Source organism: Coprococcus sp. AF102-57, assembly GCF_027686195.1.
GTDB classification, from domain to species: domain Bacteria; phylum Bacillota; class Clostridia; order Lachnospirales; family Lachnospiraceae; genus Allocoprococcus; species Allocoprococcus comes.
In genome coordinates, this window is sequence record NZ_JAQCSY010000002.1 from 1 (window position 1) to 24162 (window position 24162).

Annotated in this window: 26 protein-coding genes; 4 read left to right on the forward strand and 22 right to left on the reverse strand. The window is 38.0% G+C overall.

Annotated features, from left to right (window positions below; all coding sequences use genetic code 11):
- Positions 1-41: 41 nt before the first annotated feature.
- The 7 genes from PGZ10_RS01300 to PGZ10_RS01330 all read right to left on the reverse strand — a co-directional run bounded on the left by PGZ10_RS01300 (position 42) and on the right by PGZ10_RS01330 (position 4909).
- The gene (locus tag PGZ10_RS01300) at positions 42-896 is read right to left on the reverse strand and encodes a site-specific integrase (RefSeq protein WP_270246773.1); all 855 of its coding nucleotides are present in this window, start codon (positions 894-896) and stop codon (positions 42-44) included.
- Positions 868-1332: an N-terminal phage integrase SAM-like domain-containing protein gene (locus PGZ10_RS01305; RefSeq protein WP_270246772.1), complete on the reverse strand. Its 465-nt coding sequence runs from the start codon at positions 1330-1332 to the stop codon at positions 868-870. Before PGZ10_RS01305 ends, PGZ10_RS01300 begins: the two co-directional genes overlap by 29 nt.
- 2 nt (positions 1333-1334) lie before the next feature.
- Positions 1335-2552: a site-specific integrase gene (locus tag PGZ10_RS01310; RefSeq protein WP_270540527.1), complete on the reverse strand. Its 1218-nt coding sequence runs from the start codon at positions 2550-2552 to the stop codon at positions 1335-1337.
- Complete coding sequence (locus PGZ10_RS01315) at positions 2549-2776, reverse strand: helix-turn-helix domain-containing protein (protein ID WP_005337954.1); 228 nt, start codon at positions 2774-2776, stop codon at positions 2549-2551. The genes PGZ10_RS01310 and PGZ10_RS01315 overlap by 4 nt, the downstream gene beginning before the upstream one ends.
- Before the next feature lie 150 nt (positions 2777-2926).
- Entirely contained in the window at positions 2927-3448 is a 522-nt protein-coding gene (locus PGZ10_RS01320) for a type II toxin-antitoxin system PemK/MazF family toxin (RefSeq protein ID WP_270246770.1), read from the reverse strand.
- Positions 3449-4041: 593 nt separating this feature from the next.
- Entirely contained in the window at positions 4042-4512 is a 471-nt protein-coding gene (locus PGZ10_RS01325; protein ID WP_270246769.1) for an RNA polymerase sigma factor, read from the reverse strand.
- Between the two features lie 211 nt (positions 4513-4723).
- Positions 4724-4909 carry a hypothetical protein gene (locus PGZ10_RS01330; protein WP_270540528.1) on the reverse strand — a complete coding sequence of 62 codons (186 nt, stop codon included), beginning with the start codon at positions 4907-4909 and terminating at the stop codon, positions 4724-4726.
- Positions 4910-4998: 89 nt separating this feature from the next.
- Here PGZ10_RS01330 and PGZ10_RS01335 point away from each other — a divergent pair, with 89 nt between their 5' ends.
- Positions 4999-5361 (forward strand): helix-turn-helix domain-containing protein, encoded by a 363-nt coding sequence (locus PGZ10_RS01335; protein ID WP_270540531.1) that lies wholly within the window; start codon positions 4999-5001, stop codon positions 5359-5361.
- Positions 5362-5542: 181 nt separating this feature from the next.
- Here PGZ10_RS01335 and PGZ10_RS01340 read toward each other — a convergent pair whose 3' ends face one another.
- On the reverse strand, positions 5543-5884 hold the full coding sequence (locus PGZ10_RS01340; RefSeq protein ID WP_026649399.1) for a hypothetical protein: 342 nt from the start codon (positions 5882-5884) through the stop codon (positions 5543-5545).
- Positions 5885-5942: 58 nt separating this feature from the next.
- Entirely contained in the window at positions 5943-6365 is a 423-nt protein-coding gene (locus tag PGZ10_RS01345) for a winged helix-turn-helix domain-containing protein (protein WP_270540532.1), read from the reverse strand.
- Between the two features lie 158 nt (positions 6366-6523).
- Here PGZ10_RS01345 and PGZ10_RS01350 point away from each other — a divergent pair, with 158 nt between their 5' ends.
- The gene (locus PGZ10_RS01350; protein WP_117542454.1) at positions 6524-6892 is read left to right on the forward strand and encodes a BlaI/MecI/CopY family transcriptional regulator; all 369 of its coding nucleotides are present in this window, start codon (positions 6524-6526) and stop codon (positions 6890-6892) included.
- 18 nt (positions 6893-6910) lie between these two features.
- Positions 6911-8710: a BlaR1 family beta-lactam sensor/signal transducer gene (locus tag PGZ10_RS01355; RefSeq protein ID WP_173824655.1), complete on the forward strand. Its 1800-nt coding sequence runs from the start codon at positions 6911-6913 to the stop codon at positions 8708-8710.
- Positions 8711-8810: 100 nt separating this feature from the next.
- Here PGZ10_RS01355 and PGZ10_RS01360 read toward each other — a convergent pair whose 3' ends face one another.
- From PGZ10_RS01360 to PGZ10_RS01395, 8 genes are all read right to left on the reverse strand, one after another.
- Positions 8811-9650, reverse strand: coding sequence for a hypothetical protein (locus tag PGZ10_RS01360; protein WP_173824657.1), 840 nt, complete (start codon positions 9648-9650; stop codon positions 8811-8813).
- A 26-nt stretch (positions 9651-9676) separates the two neighbouring features.
- On the reverse strand, positions 9677-10909 hold the full coding sequence (locus PGZ10_RS01365) for a DUF6070 family protein (protein ID WP_270540534.1): 1233 nt from the start codon (positions 10907-10909) through the stop codon (positions 9677-9679).
- Between the two features lie 8 nt (positions 10910-10917).
- Positions 10918-12156: a DUF6070 family protein gene (locus PGZ10_RS01370; protein ID WP_243872384.1), complete on the reverse strand. Its 1239-nt coding sequence runs from the start codon at positions 12154-12156 to the stop codon at positions 10918-10920.
- Positions 12107-14218 (reverse strand): penicillin-binding transpeptidase domain-containing protein, encoded by a 2112-nt coding sequence (locus PGZ10_RS01375; RefSeq protein ID WP_270540536.1) that lies wholly within the window; start codon positions 14216-14218, stop codon positions 12107-12109. The genes PGZ10_RS01370 and PGZ10_RS01375 overlap by 50 nt, the downstream gene beginning before the upstream one ends.
- A gap of 129 nt (positions 14219-14347) precedes the next feature.
- Positions 14348-16069 carry a lysozyme family protein gene (locus tag PGZ10_RS01380; RefSeq protein WP_270540537.1) on the reverse strand — a complete coding sequence of 574 codons (1722 nt, stop codon included), beginning with the start codon at positions 16067-16069 and terminating at the stop codon, positions 14348-14350.
- A 25-nt stretch (positions 16070-16094) separates the two neighbouring features.
- Entirely contained in the window at positions 16095-16502 is a 408-nt protein-coding gene (locus PGZ10_RS01385) for a DUF6075 family protein (protein WP_028087880.1), read from the reverse strand.
- An 88-nt stretch (positions 16503-16590) separates the two neighbouring features.
- A complete protein-coding gene (locus tag PGZ10_RS01390) occupies positions 16591-18930 on the reverse strand; it encodes a VirB4-like conjugal transfer ATPase, CD1110 family (protein WP_021740708.1) in 2340 nt (779 codons plus the stop codon).
- Entirely contained in the window at positions 18911-19303 is a 393-nt protein-coding gene (locus tag PGZ10_RS01395) for a PrgI family protein (RefSeq protein WP_021740709.1), read from the reverse strand. The genes PGZ10_RS01390 and PGZ10_RS01395 overlap by 20 nt, the downstream gene beginning before the upstream one ends.
- Before the next feature lie 82 nt (positions 19304-19385).
- On the opposite strand from PGZ10_RS01395, the gene PGZ10_RS01400 reads away from it, so the two are divergent.
- A complete protein-coding gene (locus tag PGZ10_RS01400) occupies positions 19386-19766 on the forward strand; it encodes a hypothetical protein (RefSeq protein WP_021740710.1) in 381 nt (126 codons plus the stop codon).
- Between the two features lie 54 nt (positions 19767-19820).
- On the opposite strand, the gene PGZ10_RS01405 is transcribed toward PGZ10_RS01400, so the two are convergent.
- The 5 genes from PGZ10_RS01405 to PGZ10_RS01425 form a co-directional block, all read right to left on the reverse strand.
- Positions 19821-20657, reverse strand: a complete 837-nt coding sequence (locus tag PGZ10_RS01405) for a hypothetical protein (RefSeq protein WP_270540538.1) — start codon at positions 20655-20657, stop codon at positions 19821-19823.
- An 83-nt stretch (positions 20658-20740) separates the two neighbouring features.
- The gene (locus PGZ10_RS01410) at positions 20741-21106 is read right to left on the reverse strand and encodes a glutamyl-tRNA amidotransferase (protein ID WP_117835696.1); all 366 of its coding nucleotides are present in this window, start codon (positions 21104-21106) and stop codon (positions 20741-20743) included.
- 34 nt (positions 21107-21140) lie between these two features.
- On the reverse strand, positions 21141-22937 hold the full coding sequence (locus PGZ10_RS01415) for a VirD4-like conjugal transfer protein, CD1115 family (protein WP_021740712.1): 1797 nt from the start codon (positions 22935-22937) through the stop codon (positions 21141-21143).
- Positions 22924-23127 (reverse strand): hypothetical protein, encoded by a 204-nt coding sequence (locus tag PGZ10_RS01420; protein ID WP_006426173.1) that lies wholly within the window; start codon positions 23125-23127, stop codon positions 22924-22926. The genes PGZ10_RS01415 and PGZ10_RS01420 overlap by 14 nt, the downstream gene beginning before the upstream one ends.
- Before the next feature lie 26 nt (positions 23128-23153).
- Positions 23154-24158, reverse strand: coding sequence for a hypothetical protein (locus PGZ10_RS01425; protein ID WP_021740713.1), 1005 nt, complete (start codon positions 24156-24158; stop codon positions 23154-23156).
- Positions 24159-24162 lie beyond the last annotated feature (4 nt).

Genomic DNA, 24162 nt, shown 5'->3' on the forward strand with positions numbered 1-24162 from the left:
ACAGCTGGAATTTAGTTTTTCATTTAAGTTTCTATTTTTTATCATGCTGCGTTGAAATATTCCTCCAGGATTAAGTCTATTTCAATCACTTCTGAATAATCATAATACTGATCTTTCCGCTCTTTTGGAATAACTTCTTCAATAAATGGTTCCAATATATCTAGACAGTCTTCTATGATTTCCTGCGTATCTCCATAGACATCTACTGATATGATTTCCTTGGCATGTCCCAATAAATGCGAAACACCTTTTGAATTAAAGCTATTCTTCAGCAAAATAGTTGCATAGGTATTTCTCAACTGGTGAAAATGAATATCAGGCAAATCCAAGGATTTCAACAAGTCTTTATAGTATTTCTGATGAAAACCTTTACTCCTTGGATTCCCATATGTAGAACAACAAATATAATTCCAGTCCCGGAACTCTTTTGGTCTGCGTCTGCGGTTCTTCTCATAAGTTTTCCGTTCTTCCAGAATTGCTTCAAATACATAATCCGGTATTGGAAGTTCACGCACACCAGCAGGTGTTTTTGTTTTAATTTCCTGCTTTGTCAGCATCTTAGGTGCACAGTCTTCTGCTTTACTGTTTGGCTTCTTTCCCAACTGACGCTCTACTCTCAACGTCCTGTGAATGTAATCGACATCACTGTATTTCAAACCGTTGATTTCACTTCTTCTGAGCCCCATCAATACAGCAAATAAAATCTGCATATGAATCGGTGTTTCTTTACTTTCCTCAATCAACTGTAGCACCTGCGGAAGTGTCAATGTTTTCTTTTCGTCGATTTTCAGAACACGATACTCTGTCTTTTTTATTTTCTTCGGTAAATTGATTCCCTTCGCAGGATTAGTTGCCAATACATTTTTGTTAAATGCATACTCCAATGATGTTTTCATGATCGTCCTGACATTTTTCGCAACTGATTCGTTTTTCTGCAACTGTATTATATAATTTTCTGATATAACCCTGATTCAGTGTAGACATATACATTTTTCCAAGCTGTGGAACAATATAATTCCTAATGGCACTTTTGTAAGTTGTATATGTGTCGTCTGTTATTCGGGGACGCATAATATCTTCCAACCAGAAGATCATAAACTCCTCTACCCGGATTTTTCCATACACAATATAGGTTCCAGTATGTAGCTGTCCGATTACTTCATCACGAAATGCATTAGCTTCTCTTTTGGTTGTGAATCCCGCATGTTGCTGTGTCTTTGTACTTTCGTCTGCAAACGTCAGCAACACACGAAATCCATACCCATTTTTGATTGTTGTCACCGAATAGACCTTATATTCTACATATTTCTTAAAATCAAAGGTCTTATGCATGGCTATCCCTCCGTTCCGTTTTGTTGTGGTACAAACGTATTATTTACAAACGCAATAATCTTATCCTGCTCGTCCATAATCTCACAATAATATTCGTAAGTCGTATGAACGGAACTATGACCTAGCAGACCAGATATTTTAAACAATGGAACTCCAAGCTCAATTAAAATGGTCGCAAACATATGTCTGAGTCCATGTACGGTGATATTTGGCAATCCATTTCTGTTACAGATTTTCGTAAGTGCCTGATTCATTGCCGTTAATGATCGGGGTTCGCCATTTTCCTGACAACATACATAATCAAAATTCTTGTATTCTATGCCCAGATCAGTTTTTCGCAATTCAATCAACTGCTGTCTGCGTTTTACTTCCCGCATCACCACTTTTGGCACTCTCAATATCCGGTAGCTGTTCTCAGTCTTTGGATTCCTTTCAATAACAGCATATTCCGTAACCGTAAATTCTTTTTCTTTCAGTTTCAGGTTTCCAACAAGCTGTCTGCTAATTCTGACGGTCTGTTTTTCAAAATCAAAATCCTGAAACTTCAATCCAAGGATTTCTCCTTTTCGTAATCCACAAAACAGTCCCAGTAAAATTTCCAGATACCAAGGATTCTTGCTCGCAGCTTCAAGAAAAACCTTCAATTTTTCTTTGCCTAATACCCTTACCTTTGGTTTTGCTCTCGGATATGGCTTTGTCTCAGGCATTGGATTATAGCTTATGAACTTATCTCTTGCTGCATCTTTCATGGCGATACTCAAAAGCTCCCGCCCTTTATTTCCCGCTGAAGGACAGATTTTCGCGACACGTTCCAGTAGAGCATCTAAATACTCTACTGAAACATACCTTAATTTGATATCCGCTTCCATACTCGGAAGAATCAGATTATATAAGGTATATGCTCCAACCATTCTCGTGGTTGTCTCAATTCTCGGACTGAAAATATTTTCAAACCAGTATTCCAGATAATCCCCAAGCATCACATCTGTCTTTTGCATTTTTGCAATCTGGAGATCTCTCTGCTTCTTCTGGTATCTTTTTTCATATTCCCAGTAACTTTTCTCTGCTTCTTCCGGCGTTTCAAAGCCACCTTTTTTCCCATATTTTGTCGTCAGATCGTCCTGCAGCTCTTTGGTTCTGTGATACCATGATTTTCCTTCAAAAAAGACAACTCTCTTTTCCTTTGACATTGTCTCTTGCTGCGTTTCTTTCTGTTTCATTCTGCTCTCACTCTTTCTCTCTCCTCGTCTCCATTCAGCCACTTATCAAAAGAATTGCATGGGATACGATAAGATCTGCCAATCTTCAACACCCGGAATGGTTTTCTGTCATAATAAACATTTTCTATAAATTCATATGCCTTGGAGCGTCCCAGCCCAAGCAAATTTTGAACATCTTCTACTTTATATACTTTCTTTTCCATTTCATTCTCTATCATTGCCATGACGTTATCCTCCTCGTCCTAATCTTTGCGCTTTACTACCGGTAGTTTTTAGCTGTGTAACATCTAAAAACGGTACACCACTAAGATATCCATTTTCGTCTACATCGTCCAATGTGCGAATTTTCAAATCGCACACTTGACTTTTACGTGTTACTTGTTCTTTCTTCCTATATAATAGTCGTACCCATTCCGGACATTGCAGAACATACATAATTCCTTATATCGCTGCTCCGGATTCACCCGCCGGATATAATGTCCCGGCACCTCATAAAAATTGCCTGCACATACTCTACACAAGCTCACGACTAACGGTTTTTCAATTATCTTCGGTATCCCGGTACTTCTTCGGATTGCTTTATTGATTTTCTCCATTTCAGTACAATCTAAGGTACACACATAATTTTCCAACCGTCTTTTATCTAAAGTTCTAAGCTGCTCCAACAGCACTACAGAATCCTTTTCCAAACCTTCCATTTCCGGAACTGCAATGTGTGTCGGCAGTTTCATTTTTTCTTTACTAGTAATTGCTGCCACGATCACTGTCGGACTGTATTTATTTCCTATATTATTCTGAATCACCAGCACCGGACGATAACCGCCCTGTTCACTTCCAAATACAGGATCAAGGTCGGCGTGATAAATATCCCCACGCCTGACGTTTCTATCTTCCATCTTTGCTTTATCTCCTCTCGTCTTTCTAACTGTTGTTATCCCTAAATATGTAAAATACAAGCCTATTTGTCCCCGACGCCCCGACTTGTAATTGGGAAATCATCAGACGGCTGACTGCTAATCAGCTCCACAGGATTTTATCTAAAATAAATATATGGGATTAGGAGTTTTCCTCTCCAGGGATCTCCTGAAGCTGCCCTCACTTGTTGCGGCATCAAAGAAATATTTTGTATACACGACTTTATGACCGGACAGGAGTATCATTATGCCTGTTGTCTGTCATCGCCCTGTCAGAAGCAATCTGACAGTTATAACCAGATATTTTTCGCTCAACAGTCCAGGTAATACAAACTGAAACCAAAAGGAAGTATACGGGTGGGATTTCGCTGTCTTTACCCAGCCTGTGTTATGGCGTATCTGTTAATGTGGCTTACGCTCATCACGATAACAACAGGAATGTGTCTGATGAATGTATATGAATTTGTCAAGGTTCGTCCCTCTCCCCAGTCTTTTCGTGACAAAAGAAGAAACAGGCGGATCAGAATATTTCTCTTTCCACCTGTTTCCTCACTTAAACGCTATTTTTCAACCCACTATCTCAAAATCTTTTTCAAATTTCTGATTGCTGCTTTTACAGACTTTGCTACCATCTGAAAAGAGCAGCCTTCTTCCTGTGCAATCTGCTCATAATTCTTATCTTTAAAATAATACTTCATCAATCGTCTTCTCTGAATTTCCGACAACTGCTGAATTGCACTATGTAAACGTTCCGCTTCCAGTTTATTCAGAACAGTATCCTCTACACCTTCCTCTTTCTGAAATACCCGTTCATATAAACTGGAATCCCAGATTTCTGACTGTTCCAAATGCCTGTCCACAACATTCATATGCGACACATCCTGCAATTCAAACGTATTAAAAGCTTCATATACATTCTTTCCTATTTCCAAATCCTTGTACTCTTTTTCACCATTATGAAATGAAACATAATATTTTCCGTCCTTCTCATAGATTTCATATGGGTTGTATTTATCTTTTCTTCTTTTTGGCTGTCTGCCTTCCATGTCCTTTCCTCCGATCTGAATTTTTTTGAATTCAGATCAGTAGGCGGGGCACGAATACGAGCAATCGCCCTTATTTTGAATTGCTCATTCTCAATATTTAGGTAACAAAAAACGCCCTGACAGATTTCACTCCTATGGACGCATTTAATTCGATATTTTATTACCCTGGATTCATTATTGGCTCTTACCCTAGTTTCAATTCCAACATTTACTAATGAAATTGTTGAGATTTTTTTAATTGAATACCTTCTGTTGAACAGAATTTTTTAGCTGAACTCTTGCTAAGAACCATATTTTCTCCGGTTAGATTCCGGAAAAGAAAATAAGCATACAAATACTGCTCTTTCGGAATCTGTTTTTTTTTAACCGAAAGAGATTTGTATGCTTTCTCATTCATTGGGTAATACCCTGTATTTTTTCTAATGTTACACCCTTTTCACTTTTCAAATTTAGGGTAATACACTAAGTTTATGGAGGTATATAAACATGGATATTCCAAAAACATTATTTGCCACTTTAGTAAAACAAGGGCGTATGGAAATGCATTTAACACAAGAAGCTCTTGCTGAAAAACTCGGAATATCGGCGGCTTATCTTGGAGACCTCGAACGCCATAAAGGCGGTCCCAGTCTGGAATTATTTTGTAAAACCATGCAGACTTTAAATATTTCTGCTGATGACTACGTTTACTCAAATCAGAATAAAAATAATTCTACATATGATCAGATTCTTCGGCTCTTAAATCAGTGCAATGATTATCAGTTACAGGTAATTCTTGCAACTACGACAGCTCTGCTAGATTCTAATCCTTTTATTTCTAACGTAGACACTACTAATGATACAAAATAAAACTTGTAAAATACCGATAAATAGCTGATAATTACCGATATTTAAAATTAGTGGAATAAATACTATTACCATATGTTAAAAACAGTTATGCTATATCATTACAACTTGATATAACATAACTGTTTCTTCTTTACGAACATCCTTTTATCTATCAAATACTACATTTTCCTCCACGACACACTTAATTGCTTTTCATCTCGCTAATTATTTTTTCCATATCCGTCGATTTTTTCAAGAGTCCTAAACCAGCCAATAACTGAATACAATCTACATATCCTTGACAATATGCCCTTTGTTCTGACACAAACGCTTCTTCTTCCAAAATTTCTCCATATTGCTTCAACTTCTCTCTGTCCTCATTACTTATATGATCGAGAAGTTTATTCACCTTTTCTTTTTCCATTTTCTTCTTCAACTGAATATTTGCAAGTTCTTGGAAATAGATATAACTTTCTCTGTTTATATTCTCACAACGCAACTGGTTCAAAAAAGAGGATATTTCATTCCAAATATCATTTTCCATAAAAATTTCTCCTGCTATTTTTGGTATCTTTACTTATTATGCCCAATTTTATATTCCATCATTTCATCAATTCACCATTAAATTTATATCCCATTCCCCATACATTTAAAATGTATCTTGGTTTTGCAGAATCTGGCTCAATCTTTTTTCTGATTCTCCGAATTATGCCCATAACATTATCTTCTGCCCCATAATATGGTTCTTTCCACACCTGTGTATATATTTGTTCCTTTGAAAATATCCGTCCTGGATTTTTTGCCAGCAAATATAATATTTCAAATTCATAATTCGTCAATTGAACCAGCTCACCATTACTTTCTACAGAACGATATTCCACATTTATTTTTAATGCTCCGTAATTAAGTACCCTATTTTGTTTATCAGGCATCTCAGAGTATTTTTTAGCAGACAGAAAATGTAATAATTCATTTAATTTTTCTTCCTCATTTTCATCAAATGTTACAACAACTACCCTTCCCATTTTTATAAAAACCTTTCACATTTCAAATCTTACAAGTGTAATTTTTATCTATTATTACATCTGTAAGATTTAAAGTCAAGTTTTTATTTCGTTGACAGAATAACCTTTTAAGATATATAATATTTTTATTACATTTGTAAGATTTGGAGGGATATCACATGAGCAATTTGCCTCAAATTACAGAAGCTGAATTTGAAGTTATGAAAATCGTTTGGAAATACGCGCCAATCAGCACAAACGAAATTACTGAAAAATTAACACAAACTTCCAGTTGGAGTCCTAAAACAATTCAGACATTGATCAAACGTCTCGTTTCTAAAAAGGCTTTAACTTATGAAAAACAAAGCCGGGTTTTTGTCTATACTCCATTAGTCAAGGAAGAGGAATATATTCGGCAGGAAAGTAATTCTTTTTTAAAACGATACTATAATGGTAATATCACTTCTATGCTTGCCTCTTACATTGAGGACGATAAATTATCTGAAGAAGACATTACTGCCTTACGGAATCTTCTTTCCAATCATTAATCATGGGAGGAGCATATTTTGACATATTTTAGCTTTCATTTTTTACTCTGTAATGCCATCATCTGTATTTTTTTAGGCATTTTACTGGGATTAAAAAGATTATTACAAAATCAATTATCCGCACGTATGCAATATAATCTTTCGATTATATTTCTTGTCGTTCTAATTGTTCCTTTTTTTCCAATAAAGTCTGCCCCATCTTCTATATCATGGGGACATTTACTAATGCCAAATTCAAATACCAATGGTGACATTCAAACCACTTTTCTTTCTGGTAATAGTTATACTTTGAATAAAATAAATGATTTTGCTGTCTCGGTCAACACCCAAATTCCAACTTTTATTCACTCATTACTTGTATTTTTCTGGAGCATCGGTGTTTTCGTAATGTTTGTTCTTCTCTACCGTTCGGCAAAACAAGTAAAAGCCTTACATAGTTCTGCCTTACCTCTTCAAAACGAAGTAATAAACACTCTTTATATAGATTGTTTAAACGAAACGAACATCAAGAACACAATCCCAATTTATAGTACAGCATTTTTGAAATCTCCTGTTTTAGCTGGTTTCCTACGTCCTCGCATTTATCTTCCAATTCACCTGATTTCAGATTTTAATGCCGGAACTATAAGCGCAACGGATCTTCGATATATGCTTCTGCACGAACTACAACACTACAAGCATAAAGATATTCTAGTTGGATATCTGATAAACACAGCAAATGTTTTCTACTGGTTCAATCCTTTGATCGGGTATTTTCTGAAAAGAATACGACAGGAACGAGAACTTGCCTGTGACGCTGCTGTATTGCAATTATTGAAAGAAACAGAATACACGTCATATGGAAATACACTGATTAACTTTGCCGAAACAATAGCTCTGACTCCATTTCCTCTTACTATGGGAATCAGTGGAAATGCAAAGCAGTTAAAAGGACGTATTTTAAATATCGCATCATTCCGCAAGCCTACTTTTACACAAAAAATTCGTGGATACCTTATATACATATTTGTCTCTACTGTCATCATTGGATGTGTTCCATTACTTTCTGTTTATGCTTCCGATCAGACTGTCTATCATTTTGATACAATAGGAAAGAATATTACTCAGCTAAATCTTTCTTCTAATTTTGGAAACTATACCGGAAGCTTTGTTCTATATGATCAAGCTACTGATAAATGGAATATTTATAATATGGATCATGCTTCCACACGTGTGCCACCGAATTCAACTTATAAAATATATGATGCATTACTTGGCCTGGAATCTGGAATCATTACACCGAAACATTCCACTTTCACATGGAATGGAGAACCCTGTCCTTTTGAATCTTGGGAATCTGATCAAGATTTGACCTCGGCTATGCATAATTCCGTGAACTGGTATTTTCAGGCAATTGATTCACAGGCCGGTTTTCAATCCGTAAAGACATTTTTACAGACAATAAACTATGGTAATCAGAATACTGGAACAAACTTAAATCTCTATTGGACGGATTTTTCTCTGAAGATATCTCCAATAGAACAAGTAGAATTGCTACAGAATTTCTATCAAAATAATTTTCATTTTGATAGAAAAAATATTCAGGCAGTAAAAAATGCTCTGTTACTTTCCACCACTTCTTCTGGCTCTCTTTACGGGAAAACCGGAACAGGACGTGTCAATGGTAAAGATGTCAATGGCTGGTTTGTCGGATACATTGAATCAGATAATAATACTTACTACTTTGCTACAAATATTCAAGCTCCTTCCAACGCAACCGGAAGTCAGGCTACTGAAATAACCGAAACTATACTTTCTGATTTTGGTATTTGGAAATAAAAAAGAAGAACTGGTAACCTAATTTCCTGTTATCAGTTCTTTCTTTTTCTTCGTAATCTCTTCAATATTGTTATCTGATTATTTTAAGGTATATCCTCACTTACATTCCTATATATTTTTGGGCTTCTTTTTTACAATCCAACGTATTACCATGGGCAATTACATATTCCATGCATTCTTTTCCCTGTTGTTCTTTCCCTACTCTGTAGTAACATACTCCAAGCAGAAGTCTGCGTGTAACCTCATAATATGGCAACTTTTCTGTATCATCTTCCAGTAATCTTATTGCTGCCTCATCTTCCTCTTTCAGCATAAACTTTTTTGCCATAAACAGCGGATTATTCTGAAATACGTTTCCTGCTTTTTCTAATGTATCAGAATATCCAGCTCCATCTTTCTCCTGATATTTCTTCGTCAGTTCAAGATTCGTCACAACCTGCTGCCAGAAACGTCCCTCTTTTTTTCCTTTCCATTCATTCTTTGTATATTCTTCTGCTTTCTGTAGTTCTCCATTAGCAATAAGTGCAACTATATACTTAGGTTGAGCCATCAATACTACATTTTTTTGAAAACCTTTATAATCCAGACTCTTTCCGTATTTTATCATCCCCTCCAACATTTCTAAATATTTCTCTGCATCACATTCCTGCGACAGCATCCGATCAATTTTTGAAAACTCTCGGAGAATATTACAAATTTCAATCAACATGACCACAATCAGATCAAGCACCGCACAGCCCCATAGAAGATAGGAATCTGTTGTGATCCAGCCCGACTGTTTCACATTGAAAAAGAGTACTGTCTCTTGATGTGGAAATGGATTCCCTTTAAAAATACTTACAATACAAATCAATGCTACATAAATCAACAGCACATTTCGTATCATTCTGATGCGACCATTTTTTTGCTTTTCATAAATCTTTTTTATCTGTTCTTCCATTCTCTTCTACCTTTCTTCGTTGCTGATCAATCCTGCAACTTATCTAATCGATACTGATATTTTGGTATATTATCGATTCCATTATCTAAAATCCTATTTCCAACATAATGAACCGATCCATCATTCTGAAATTTCACCGTAAGTTCATGTGTAATAACCGCATCATTACACACTACAGAATCACAAACTGCATTTATAGTCAATACAACTGTTCCATCTTCATTATACTTGATTTCAATTACTTCCGGCAATGATAATCCGAAATGTGTTGGTGCATAACTACCACATCCCAAACGTTGCCACGCATAAGTATTACTTTGTTCATCATACATCGCCCATTCTTTTAGTTCTTCTGCGGTAACAGGAAGATATGTCATAATTACACTTTCAAACTCATCTGCCGTAACTCCTGCTACTCCAGTTTCATTGCTAAATTTTTCCCCGTATTTCATATTATAAAGATATTCAAAAATCCCATTATAGTCCAGATCTTGCATATTCTCTATATTCCAGTTTGAGCACAATAGATTGTTTCCCTGATAACCCAATGGCCCTACATATTTTTCTGAATATTCCAGGCATTCCTCATTTAATGGTCTAACTCGGATAATACAACTTCCATCAACAATTTCTGTCACTTCCGGTGGTTCCGGTACACATACTTCATAGCAAAAGTTCCCATATTCTGTGTATTTCCATTCCTTTATTTTTGAAAGAGAAATATAGGTAAGCATCGGCTCTGTATCATCGTTCCACAACATTTTTGCTGAAATAACAAACATGTTTTCCCCATCATATGTATATTCTTTTCTGGTAATTCCTCCATCTATATCAATTTCATATAAAATTACGTTGTCTTTTTCTTCTTGCCTGGCAGCATTCAAAAACATTTCCATCTTCTGATAATTTTCCATAACAGAATAATGATCTGAACCCCTTACCGGATTTCCATTTTGTTTAATAATCTCTTTCATCCGATCCATCATTTGCCTGGCAACATTCTGATCAGCTTCTTGTATTCCATTAAATTCAGAATAAATATCTCGGATGGCCTCCATATTCTCTTCACAATCGTTCACTACTTCCTTTTTCTTTTTTTCATCAATTTGCAAATCATATCCCTTATCTTGAATTTCCATAACAGTGTTTTTCTGATTCTTCTCATTTTTTACATCTGTGCTGTTTACCGATATCTTACTTTCACAGGAAGTCAGAATCATTCCTATACAAAGCACTAACAAAATACTTTTTCTTTTCATATTGCCCCCTAATTATTACTGTAATTCTCTTCCCACTCTTCTTCTGTTAACCTTGGCATATACCACCCTGCATTTGCATTTTGATCTGAACTAATTACCTTATTTGATAAATACCGGAAACTTCCGTCTTCCATAGGTTTTATCATCAATTCACTGGTGATTGCCTGATCTAACATTCTGATTTCCCATACTGCTTCTATCGTAAGTTTTAATGTTCCATCGTGCAATTTTTCATATGAGATAACTTCCGGATATGGCTCATATGGAAATTCACAATCATACAATCCTCTCGGTCTGTATCTAAAAGTTTTGTCATCACAGTTATAAAAAGTTCCCTTTTTAATCTCAGTACTGTCAAATGGTAAATATGTCTGTAAAACCTCTTCAAACTCATCTTCTGGAACTTCATATTCTGCGCCACCATAATTTGCTTCATATGGAACTTGCTTTCCATATTTCATATAATACATTTTTTCATAAAGGTCATAAAAATCGAGTTCCATATAATTCTGGTTATCCCAATTTGTAATCAACAGGTTATTAAGTTCATACCCCAACGGCATAACGTATTTTCGATTCAATTCCCGGCACGTTTTATCTAATGGCTGCACTCTGAATCCAGTTTCACCCGGTGCTCCATCAAATCCCGGTGGACGGTACTCTTCAATAAACAAATATCCTTTTTCCGTATATTTCCACGCATACGCTTCATATTCATCATAATATTCGGCCTGTGGATTATTATCTTTCCATTCAACCTGACATAATCGAACATCCACCTTTCCATCCATTGACTCTAAATGATATTGTATAATTTCCCCTTCATCAAATACGACAATAATGTCAACTGCTGCCTGTTTTTCTTTTTCCGCTGCTTTGCAAAATTTTTCTACCTTTTCACTGTTGACCATATCAATCTGATTATCACGATCTACTGCCACATATCCTTGCATTTTCAGACAATTGATAATTTTTCTTTTCGTTTTTAATGTATTTAACTCTGACTTCTCCTGTATATAGATATTCTGAAAAATTTGTGCTGTTTCTTTCGCTTCAGCATACATTGCAGATTCTACAGTTTCTTTCTTTTGTACTTTTTCTGTGATTCTTTCTTGTCTGCATCCTGTAAAAACCATAAGAATTATCAATATCACCGTCAAAATCTTACGTTTGTAATAATTTCTTGTAAAAATTTTTTTATTCTTTAAAATACTCATCCAATACTGTTGCATCTTTTCTAACAACATAACCACTTCCACCGATTCCTTTCACATTCTCAACCATACTGATGAGAAGAATTGGTTTGTCTACATTTTCCTCTGCTGTAAACACTGAAAACCACCCGACTTCTTTACCATAAGTGTCTTCTTTCGTTGCTTTCAACTCTGCTGTCCCCGTTTTTCCAGCCAGTAAAATATCGTCACGATGTGCCGCATATCCGGTTCCTTCTGGATTATTTACAACACCTTCTACACCTTGCATAATTTCCTCTACATTTTCTTTGGTAAAAGCATTTTCTATCCATATTTCACCGGCAGCCTCTTCTTCGTATGTTAAATACGGCTTTACCATATTCCCTTCATTTAAAAACGAAGTATAAATACTTGCCAAATGTAACGGATTTACAAGAATCTGCCCTTGTCCATAGCCACTATCTGCCAGTTGTATTTCTGTTTCTATTTTATCCGTATTTGAATATGTTGATTCCTGCATCGCAATCTCAAACGGTATATTCTGATTAAAGCCTATTTCATTTAAAGTATTCATAAAATTTTCACTTCCAATTTTAAGAGCAGCCTTTGCGAAGTAAATATTATCAGAATAAATAATTGCATTCTTCATAATAACCGGTTCATACTCATGAAGTGTTGTCACTTGATAAGACCCCCAGGACGAATCTTTCTGCCATTCCAGACCTTCATGTCCAAAATCCTCTTTTGGATCTATGGTTCCCGTTTTCAACCCAATTCCTGCTACAACTGGCTTAAATGTTGAACCAGGACACCATACTTGACGGAAACGATTATATAAAGGTTTCTTTTCATCTTCATTTAATGATGTCCATTTTTCTGATGATAATCCTCGTATAAATTCATTATTGTCATAAGATGGAGTACTGACCAAAGCCAATACTTCTCCTGTATAAGGATTCATTGCAACAGAGCATCCCGGATCTTCTTTAAACTGCTCATATAATGATTTTTGCAAGTCAGAATCTATCGTCAATCTTATATCTTTACCATCTTCTTTAAAAGTGCTTACAAGAACTTCTTTTTCTTCCCCATCGCTATCTAGAATCTTTATATCACAACCATCTTTTCCTTTTAATTGCTTTTCGTATAATTTTTCCAACCCAGACCTTCCGATTACACTTTCGTTTGTATATCCTTCTCCCGGATGATTTTCCAAATCCTCTGCCGTTACAGATTGTACATAACCAATTAAATGAGCGGCTGCTTCCCCTAACTCATAGGATCTAACTTCCACATCTGACAGCATAACCCCTGGAATTTCTAGAAGTTTATTCTGACGCTCCTGCTCTTCAAGCGTCTTTTCTTCTGGCTGTATTTTCATTAAATCTGTTTCTTTTACTTTTGAAATTGTTTCAATTGGTACAAAAGAATCTTCTTTCACCCACTTTGCTGTAAGTTTGTTATTTATCGTTTCTACGTCTATCTTCAATAACTCTGCTATTTTTTCAAGAGATACATTCCTGTCTTCCAGCTTTCCCGGTATAATACCAACCGATGTCGCTACACCTTTTCCTGCAAGCATTTTACCATTCCGGTCTAATATTTCTCCTCGCTCCGCTTTTGAGATAGTAACGCTTATTTTATCATCACTCTCTAAATCTGGAAAAATCAAACTATCCTGCCATACTAATTTATATCCCTGTTTTGTTTTTTTCAGTTCTGCCATATTATCAAACTGTATTGCTCCAGCAATTGTATTACATGATGATTCATACGAAAGCGTAACTGTATCTGCTTTTTTCTCTTTCACAGCTATATGACTGATTTTAATGTCACTGACCTCTATTCCTTCGTATATCTTAGAATTTCGTTGTATGTATTCTTCTTTTGTCAGATAAACTTTTTCATCTGAATCTATCATAGTATACATTACTTCATATTCCTTTTTTTCAATATGGTTCATATATTCCACAAGTGTGTCTTCTGGTGATTCCGTTATCGTCCTTTTTAATAAAACACCTCCCGAAACAGCAATTACTGTTATAGCTACTATCAGCCCAAAAATCTTACAAATGTAAGATTTTTGAGTGTTTTGCTTTTTCCGTTTTCTTTTCATAGATATTCCTTTCTTCTAATTTTTTTGTTTCTTAAATCTTACACTTGTAATATTTAAAAGTCAAGTCTATTTTCAGGAATTGTATACTCCAGATTCACCATTAGACTATCACACTTTTTCTCCTGCCTTTTAATATGCCGGAACACCATATCCATAAATGTTACTGCTTCCGATACTGTAACTCCGTCTTGCTACTTTATCCCCACTGTTGCCTTCAATGGTATTTACGGTTCCACCACTAACGCTCTCTACAATTCCAACATGGTCAATCGTTCCATTATTCCCCCAGTCAAAGAAAATAATATCTCCTGCCGCCGGGGTATAACTGCTGTCCCGGAACCTGCCCTTACTTTCAAACCATCTAACACCGTCCGAACAAAGAGAAAATTTGGGAATGACTCCACTCTGGATATAACCGCTCTGGTCTGCACACCATGACACAAAGCAGGCACACCACTCTACCCGGCTTCCAAAACCATACCAACTCCAGTAGGTTGTTCCGCCTTTTCCTTCCTGAGATGCTGCTACCTGAACGATTGCCTGATTACCGATGCCTGTCGGGATTCTTCCAAATGCATAATACTGAAGCACATGTGGTACATACTGCTTGTCCCCATAACTGCTCCACCCCATTCTCTGTGCCATCATATCAGAAAATTCTGCTGCATTGGCAAGGGTATATCCACCTCTAGCTTTCGCCCATTCCAGATATCCATTTCCATAATTGTAGCTTTGCAATGCCAGTTTAATATTTTCCATATCCAGAGGATTTTTTACTCCTGCACGTTCCAGACAGCTTTTTATTTCCTGCACTCCGCAAGAAATCGAATACTCCGGATCTGTGATTCCATTCGGCTGTTTGGGATATTTTGTATTAAAACTGCCCTCTGAACACTGCATCGGGTCAAGTCCTCTCCCACCGGATTCCTGCATCATAATCGCTTTAATCAATTCCACATATTCACCAATTCCATATTGGTTTGCATACTGCCGAATTAGTGGCTCATATGCTTCTACTTCTGCACTGACAGAAGAAACCGTACTGGAATTATCCCCGCCTGTCATGCAAAGAAATCCACCAAATAAAATGACGATAATCAATATCACCACTGCAATCCAACCGCCTGCGGTCAATCCACTTAACAATGCTTTTATAGCTTCCATCAACGCTTTTATTGCATGTGTTACTGCCTTTGCTGTCGTTTTCACTGCAATCTTTGTATTCTGTGCTGTCTGTCTTGCTGCCTGCACTGCTTTTTCTGCTTTTTTCATGGAATAATGCATTGCCCGGACAGAAACATTTGCTGTCTGCTCCGATGTCTTAATACTGGTCTTTGCCGTCTGTTCTGCAGTCTTGACCGCTTTTCCAGAGGTCTTGATAGTACCTTTTCCAGTATTCTTTACAACCTGTTCCGATGCTCTCCCGGTCTTGATGGTTCTTTTATCCCGTTCAATGGTCTTAATTTTTTTGACAGCAAATTCTTTTCCCTGCTCCTGTGCCGTTTCTCCGCCTGAAGGCGGTACTGGTCGAATTTCTTCTTTCGGCTGGTAAACTGTTTCTTCGCCTGTCGAAGAAACAGAAGCTTTCTCTTTCTTCCGTTCAATAATCTTTCCTGCCTGTCTGCGTACCTGATGCCCTGTTTCGTGAAAGATGCGGTCAGCATACTTGCTGGCCGCATCTTCTGCATAACCTACCGGATTATTCTCTCTATCACTAGATTTCTCCGTCGATTGCATGATATTTTCTTTTGTTCTGACATAGGACTGCTTAACATGGTCTGTCACTGTAACTGTCTTATCTAATACTTTAATATCCTTATGGACTTGGCGTGTTTTTATCTTACGATCCATCGCTTTTCTCCATTTGAATCTTTATCTAGCGTTCATGATTAGTTTCTTTTTTGCTCACCTGTGGCAGTTCCCGGCAGTATTCCGGGTATTTCATGCGGATTGCTTCATAAAAATATGATGCATAGCCACAATCGAACATCTCGTATGGGGTAGACAGACTTTCTTCTCCCTTCTCCACATATCCATTCCACAAGTTGAAAGCCAGTCTGGTCAATCGTGCCGAACCGCCTGTCTGCCACCCTTCATGCAATGCTTCTGGTTTAATCAAACGCTCTTTAAAATCAAACATGCGATCAACATGATTTCTGGTATCTTCAGAAATTCCCACACAATAGAAAAATGAACTGTAATAACTGTCGTGCTTTCCGCATTTAGCTAACATCTGATAAAAAAACTTTTCGTGTTCCTTTGATGAAAATCTGATTTCTGACATATTTGGCTCCTTTTCCGGCACTAAAAAACGCCACAAATTGTGACGATTTTCAGTGCCTTGCTTTTCATTATTCAAAATATTTTTAATTTTACATTCTTCCCCGGTTGATACTGTCCTCTCCCGGCTTTGTGGTCATCAGTTTATACAACCTTGTATTGGTTGGGAATCTATTGACGAACGGTACAAGCGAACTTCCATATTTCACCAGACCACAACCGGCATCTGCATTTGTGATATATCCCATTTGCTCTGTAGAAATATTCAAAAGTGTCGCCAACTTTGCTCTGTCCGGCTCTGCCTGATTAAGCATCACGATATACTCACTGTTGGAAATCATCGTACTTGCAAGAACAGAATCTAACAGATATTCCACGTTCTGTGTGATTGCTGTCGGGAATGCATTACGCTTACGAAATCTTCGCCATGCAGAGTTAAAAAATGCTCCGGAATACTCATTTTCAAATACTACATGAAACTCGTCTAAAAAAATATGGGTTCGCTTTCCCTGTTTCCAGTTCTCCGTTACCCGGTTCAACATTGCATCAGTGATTACCAGAAGTCCCATGGTCTTTAACTGTTTTCCTAAATCCAGAATGTCGTATACCATGATACGGTTATTCACATCAACATTACTTTCATGTGCAAATGCGTCCAGACTTCCATTGGTAAATAATTCTGATACCAGTGCCAAATCCTGTGCTTCCGGTTCTTCCTGTTCTAAAAATTTTTCACGCAACACCCGCAAAGTCGGCACTGCTCCGCCATGCTGATATTCCTCATAAACTTCTCCCACACATCGGTCAATAATGGAACGTTCCTTTGCATTGATTCCTTTTTTATCCAACTGTTCAAACAGAGATAAAATAAACTGTGACTTCTCAATCACTGGATCACCGCCATCTCCATATCCGTCTACCATATCCATTGCATTGATATGGTCCCGGCTTCCTGCAGCAATACGAACCACTTCTCCGCCCATTGCTTCAACTAATGATGCATACTCTCGCTCTGGATCACAAATCAGGATATCGTCCTGCGTTGCCAGTGCCAGGAATACAATCTGCATTTTTGCATTAAAGGATTTTCCACTTCCCGGTACTCCTAAAAGGAATGAGTTTGGATTTAACAGTTTTTCTTTATTACACATGATTAAGTTATGGGAGATTGCATTTTCACCGCAATAGATTCCACCTGCGTCCATAATCTCCTGCACCCGGAATGGCATCAACACTGCTACACTCTCCGAAGTCAGTGTGCGGACTGCCGGAATCTTCCGGTGTCCGATGGGTAGTGCTGTATTCAGTCCGTCCATCTGCTGAAATTTCAGAACAGAAAACTGGCATAACTTTTTCCGTCCGATTGTCAGAAGTGTTTCCGTATCTGCATCAAGCTGTTTTTTCGATTCTGCCGTATGCACCATAGTCAGTATACCGAACATCATACGCTGGTCACGTGTGGTTAAATCGTCCATGAACTCTTTACTTTCTTTTCTCTGCTGTTCCAAATCATAAGGAATCACTGCGGAAAAGTTATTGTTGGCATTTTGGCGTCGTTGCCAGTTTGTTATATTAGTCTCCACACCTAACAAACGTTTTTCCACTTCCTGTACTGCTTCATCAGTCGGAACCGGAATCACATCAATGCTCAACATCAGATTTCGATTCATGTCGGTCAGTTCTGCTATCATATCGTCTTTGATGTAAGAAGCATACTCACGAAGAAAAAGTACTCTTCCATAACGATCTCCCATGCGGAAATAATCTTTTTCAAATTCAAAGGTATCCGGACAGATATAATCTTTAAAGCTGTGTCCTTTTCTCATATTCTCCTGAATATCAAAATGGAAACCAGATTCTTCTCCTGTACGGTAAAAATCGTGCAGAATCCGTAACTTATCTTCTCCATTTATCTCTACACATTTGGAACCCAATCTTGCAAAATGACTGTTCAGCTCTGTTGTCACTCGTGCAAAATACGTTCTGGCTTCTTCGATTGTTTTCTTATAGCAGGATACTGTCACATATTTTTCCTGCACCATGCTGTTGGAACTGGTTGCCTTATCTAAAAGCATATTGTTGTACTCTTTCCGATATAAATCCAGTCCGTCCTCCTGCATCGGAATCAGGATTGCTTTTTCAAAATCCACCTTATTCAAGCGGCGATTATTGATCGTTATTTTTGTTGTTCCACCGCAATCGAAAGAATTTAATAAATCCATATATTCCAGGAACATGGTTTCCTTATCTACTTTGCTTGCCACCGCGTAGTTGATATCTGTAAATTTATAAGTACGTGCAAATTTATTTCTCCCGATTTTAAAAATCCCGTCTGACCAGATAGTCTCGATGGGAATTACCTGCTGTACGCTTCTTGGAATTACAAATTTTTCTTTATCCTGCTTGAAAATATTACTCAGCGTTTTTATCATTCTTCTTGCGTCCCTCCTTCTTCAGACTTTCTTTCTCATATTTTTTAATGACTGGTTCTACCGCATCAAAATAAAGATTTTCTGACCGGAACACCAGTTTTTTCGGCATCAGGATTTCTGATTTTATCCATGCCCAGATAAACTGCTCCGCTGTCATTCCATGATATTTTACAAACCCGAACACTACACATGGGGCAGCTCCCAGTACACAAATCCAGCTCACTGTTTCCATGCTCATGTATGGGTGAAGCAAAAAATAAAGCCCAACGGCAATCCCGCAGGCTAATCCTGAAAAGATAAACTGTCTCAGGGACAATCCGAAAAAGATTGCTTCCGTGTAATCCCTGATTTCCTTGTTAATTTTTACTTCCAAAACGATACACCTCCAAATCGCACATTTGTTATATTTTTTCTGTTCTGTTACACTTTGGGTAAATGAAAGGGGGGACTGACCTATGCCAATCACTGTTATGATTTCACTTGTTGTTACCGTTGCTCTATTCCTGATTTCTCTGCTGTTTCGGATTGCTGCCAGATTAAATCTGACCTTACCGCTGTTATACTTTCTTGCTGTTTCCACAATTCTGAATCCATGGGCAGCAACTCATGAGAAACTTGCATTTGCAATCCTCTATCTGCTGACTGCCTTTTCTGTTCTCAGCTGGATTTTTGCTCTGCGACGCAAATGGCAGGAACATCAATACTACAAAGTTATGAAAGACGATATGTCCTTCCAGATTTCTCGTGCCAGACAAAGAGGGATTCCATTAGATTCTGTTCATTTCGATTCTCAGGGAAATATGAGATATAATGACAGCAAAGACATTGTAGAATAGGCTCATAACATACAACAGGGTATGTACGGTTTCTTACCATACATACTCTGTTTTTTATAATCCCATCATTTCCCTCACTACCCTGTCTGACATCTTCACCGCACCGACCAGTACAAGCATATTGAAAATCAACTCTCCAATATAGCTCCACACCATAGTGACTACTGCTGCATCTGGATTGACAACTGGCGGTGATGATGCAAACAATGAAAATATAATGCAGGAAAGTACCACGATTGCTCCCTCCAGACACACTGCTGCGTATGACTTCAAAAAACTTCTTCCGATATTCTGACTCGGCTCTCCTGCAAATGAAGATAATGGAATCGGTGCAATCGCTGTGTAAAGATACAATCGAAAAAATCTTCCATATACACTCATAATCATAATGAAGCTCAGAACTGTAATAAAAAGTCCACCGATCAACGTCACCGCCCATAGAGGAATACTTTCAAAAAATCCACAATCTTCTACCGCTTCTATGATTTCGTCCGGTAAAACGGTATCTTCCGTACTTCCAAATCCTGCGGTCTGCATAATCGTACTGGTCACTCCTTGTATGATATTGAATAATGCCATCATCAGCTCCAGTCCATACGTGACTACGCCTTTTGTAATCGCAAAACGGATAAAAATTTTCAATGCATGTTCCGGTCTTTTTACCTCTGTAAAACTTCCACAAGTCTTGACCACTCCGACTACAAAGAAAAGCACTAACAAAGCATAGCCGATTGCCTGCAATGCTCCATGGATCTGCACAATCACCTGCCAGATACCGCCACCCTTAAAGGTTTCCGGTGACTGTGTGAGTATCTGCCAGATTTCTGCAAGTTTGCTGTTCCAGGTATCCAAGGCATTTTGCAAGTTCTGTACTACCCAGTTATCTGACACCTTCTAAACACCTCCTGTCTTAGCCTGGGCGGTGCGATTCCTTTCGGACCTGCACCGTCCCGTTTCCTTATTTCCTATTCTTCTTAACCTGTAATCAGATTCAGGATTTCTTTTGCAAATGTAATAATAACACCGCCTGCAAGTGTCAGGAATCCATTCGCTCTCTGGCTTGGATCATGAGATTTCAGTGATAAACCGACCTGCACAATTCCAAATCCCAACAAAATCATTCCGATGGCACGAATCAGTCCAAAGATAAACGTGGACAGATTATTGATAACGGTCAGTGGATCGTCTGCCGCAAATACGGTACTTGCTCCTGCTGTCATAATCAGTACCATTGCAATATACACTGCCATGGCACGTTTCATTTTTGCTGTCATTGGCAGCTTCTTCGTTACTTTTGTGGTTTCTTTCTTCTCCTGCTTCTTTCGCATATCTAACTTCATTTTTTTGATAGCCTCCTATATATTTTTCTTGGATTTACTGATATTTCTGAATGATTTCTTCCAGATCTTCATCGGATAATAATTCATAATCTTCCACTTCCAGAGAATCATCTGTGAACTCGCCTTCCAAGCTGTCTCCCAGTGAAATACTTGCCACTGCCCGGTCAACTGCTCCATGCAGATATGGTTTTCCGTTTCCGTCAGTTGTAAGTCCCACATTGGGGTGCTTTAAAATATCAAATTTCTCGTCTAAAATTGGTCTTTCTCCACGAATAAAAAGAATCGCATATCGGTTATCCAACATGCGAACTTCATCGGGTGTCATCAGCTCCCGCCCTGTATTCTGATAATTGGTGGAATAGTTCCCGGAATGTCCCGTTGACTTTCCATAGGTGTTCGTGTCAATCGTTGCCTTGCCAAGAAGTTCGCTGACATATTTATGTGTTCCCTGCTCATTGCCGCCTAAATATAAAAATTCATCACAATTTCCCATAATGCTTTCCCACTGCTTCTCAAACAATGCTTTTAACTGCGCCAGATTCTGCAAAATAATACTGACTGACACTTCCCTGGAACGCATCACAGACAGAATCTTATCGAAGTCATCAGGCAGTGAAACATTTGCAAATTCGTCCATGAGGAAATGCACATGAACCGGAAGTCTCCCTCCATATTTATGGTCTGCCAGATAGAACAACTGCTGAAATAACTGGGTATACAAAATTGACACCAGAAAGTTGTAACTGGTGTCGTTGTCCGGGATTAACGCGAATAAAGCCACTTTTCGCTCTCCCAGTGATGGCAGGTCTAAATCGTCCGTTGCGGTCAGTGCTGCCAGACTGGATAAGTTAAATTTCTCAAGTCTTGCTGCAAGTGTAATCTGAATGGACTTTAATGTTTTTGCACTACCAGAGTGATAATCTTTGTAATACTTCACTGCAATGTGTTCTGGATTTTTCATTTCCAACCGCTCAAATAATTCATCAAGTGGTGACTGATACTGGTCATCGTCTTCTCTGACTTCTCCGGCACGTAACATTTCCATTACCATCGGAAAATTCTGTTCTTCCTCTGGTGCTTCATACTGTAAATAGAAAATCAGTGCCAGCAACAGCATGGAAGCTGCAGTATCCCAAAACGGATCGTTTGACTGACTTCCCTTGGGTGTAGTCGCTTTGAATAGGTTCGTTACCAATCTCTGCACATCGTTATCGTCCTTCAGATATACAAACGGGTTATAGCAATGGCTCTTTTCCATGTTGATCAGGTCAAGCACTCTTACCTCATATCCTTTTTCTTCCAGAAGATACCCAGTATCTCTTAGATTTTCTCCTTTTGGATCTAAAACCACAAAAGAAGTATTCGCCTGCATCAGATTCGGTTTTGCAAAAAATCTGGTCTTCCCTGAACCGGAACCACCAATCACAACCGTCAATACATTTCGCAAATGTTTCCTCATGTTATAACTGATCTGCACATGCATGGTCAGCAACTTATTTTTTGTAAACCGCTTCTCCTTGTATCTGCGATTTATTTTCTTCACATTTCCCCATTTAGCAGAACCATGTTCTTCACCTCGTCGGTAATGTTTCTTGGTAGAAATATAAATCCCGATTCCCATGCCGTAAGACAGCAAAAAAATAAGGACAGTTTTTACACTGTCCCCACATAACCGAATGGAAAACGGATGGTTCATTGCTTCCGGGACTCCATCCAGAATCCCCATAAGACCAGACGAAAGATAAGGTGCGACAAGTAACGCAAACCAGATAACCGGGATAATTCCAATTACCGCCAACATCAGACTGCTCTGCTCATCATCGTTCTTCATGGCTTCTGCGTCCTCGCTTTTCCTTCTCCGACGGTACTTCGATTTTCTCAATGACTTTCATTAAAACGTCATCGACAAGCTCCGTATCTTTTCCCTCTTTCAGCATCTGATTCCGCTTGTCCTTTAGGGAATGGAACACTACGCCACTCTCATATTTATCCAGTTCTAACGTAATCGTATCACTGCTCATTTTGCATTCTCCTTTCCCGAATTTTTCTAGCGTGCTTCTTTTCTATGTTGTCCTCTGGATTTCTGTTCTTTCTTTTCAGGCTCTGGATTTTCTTTCTTATCTTTCACATTTTCAGAACTGTCTTGCCCGTTTTTTTCAGCCTCTGACTGTCGGTAAGTTGCATTCCGATTCTGATCCAGTACCTTTGCCATTCTTGCAGAAATTGTATTCGCTGCATCTCTGGCTCTGGAAAGTTCCACTCTCACTTCCTGAGTCTCCATTTTTTCAAAAAACTCTGGTGCATGTAAAAAATTATATCGACTGGTATCCATTCCATATTTTTTACACAACATATAAGACGCACACGATACATGAAATGCATCTTCATTTTTATCATAGTGTGGATTTCCATCCGCATATCCGGCAAATACCAATTCCGGCACAAGATTCTGAAAGATTTCCTGTGCACTCATCCCTTTTCTTACATAAATACAACCTTCTTCCGGTTTAAAAAATGCTCCTTTTTCATCCGGCATCTGTTCTGGTTCTGCTGCAACAATATTTACCGGAGGGGTACTGACTAACGCCCGGATTAAATCATGTTCTTCATATTCTGACTTTTGAATTGTAGTATCGGACATTGTTGTCTGAGAAATATCATATAGCTTTTTCGCATTATAATAATTTCCAACTGTACCATCTTCACGCTTATATGTTTTTCCTGGCTCTAAAATCAGAACTGGATTCTGTTGTTCCATACGTTTTAAATAAAATCCATGATCTCTCCAGTATCCATAGTCACCTAATTTCTGTGCATCTGGTCTTTGTGCCAGAATCAGAAGTGCATTATTGGTAGTATATCGATCAAAGGTACTCTGTACATCCAGATACTTCTGCAGCATTTTCCCATCCGTTGCCACTTGTGCGGTTACCTGCTCTGACAACTCATAGCAGCGATTCCTGTTATTTTTGCTTTCCGCAATAAATGCCTGTACCTTTTCATCCTGTGGTACAGCCGATGCATTTAATAAAGAATCAAAACTATTATCCATAAAA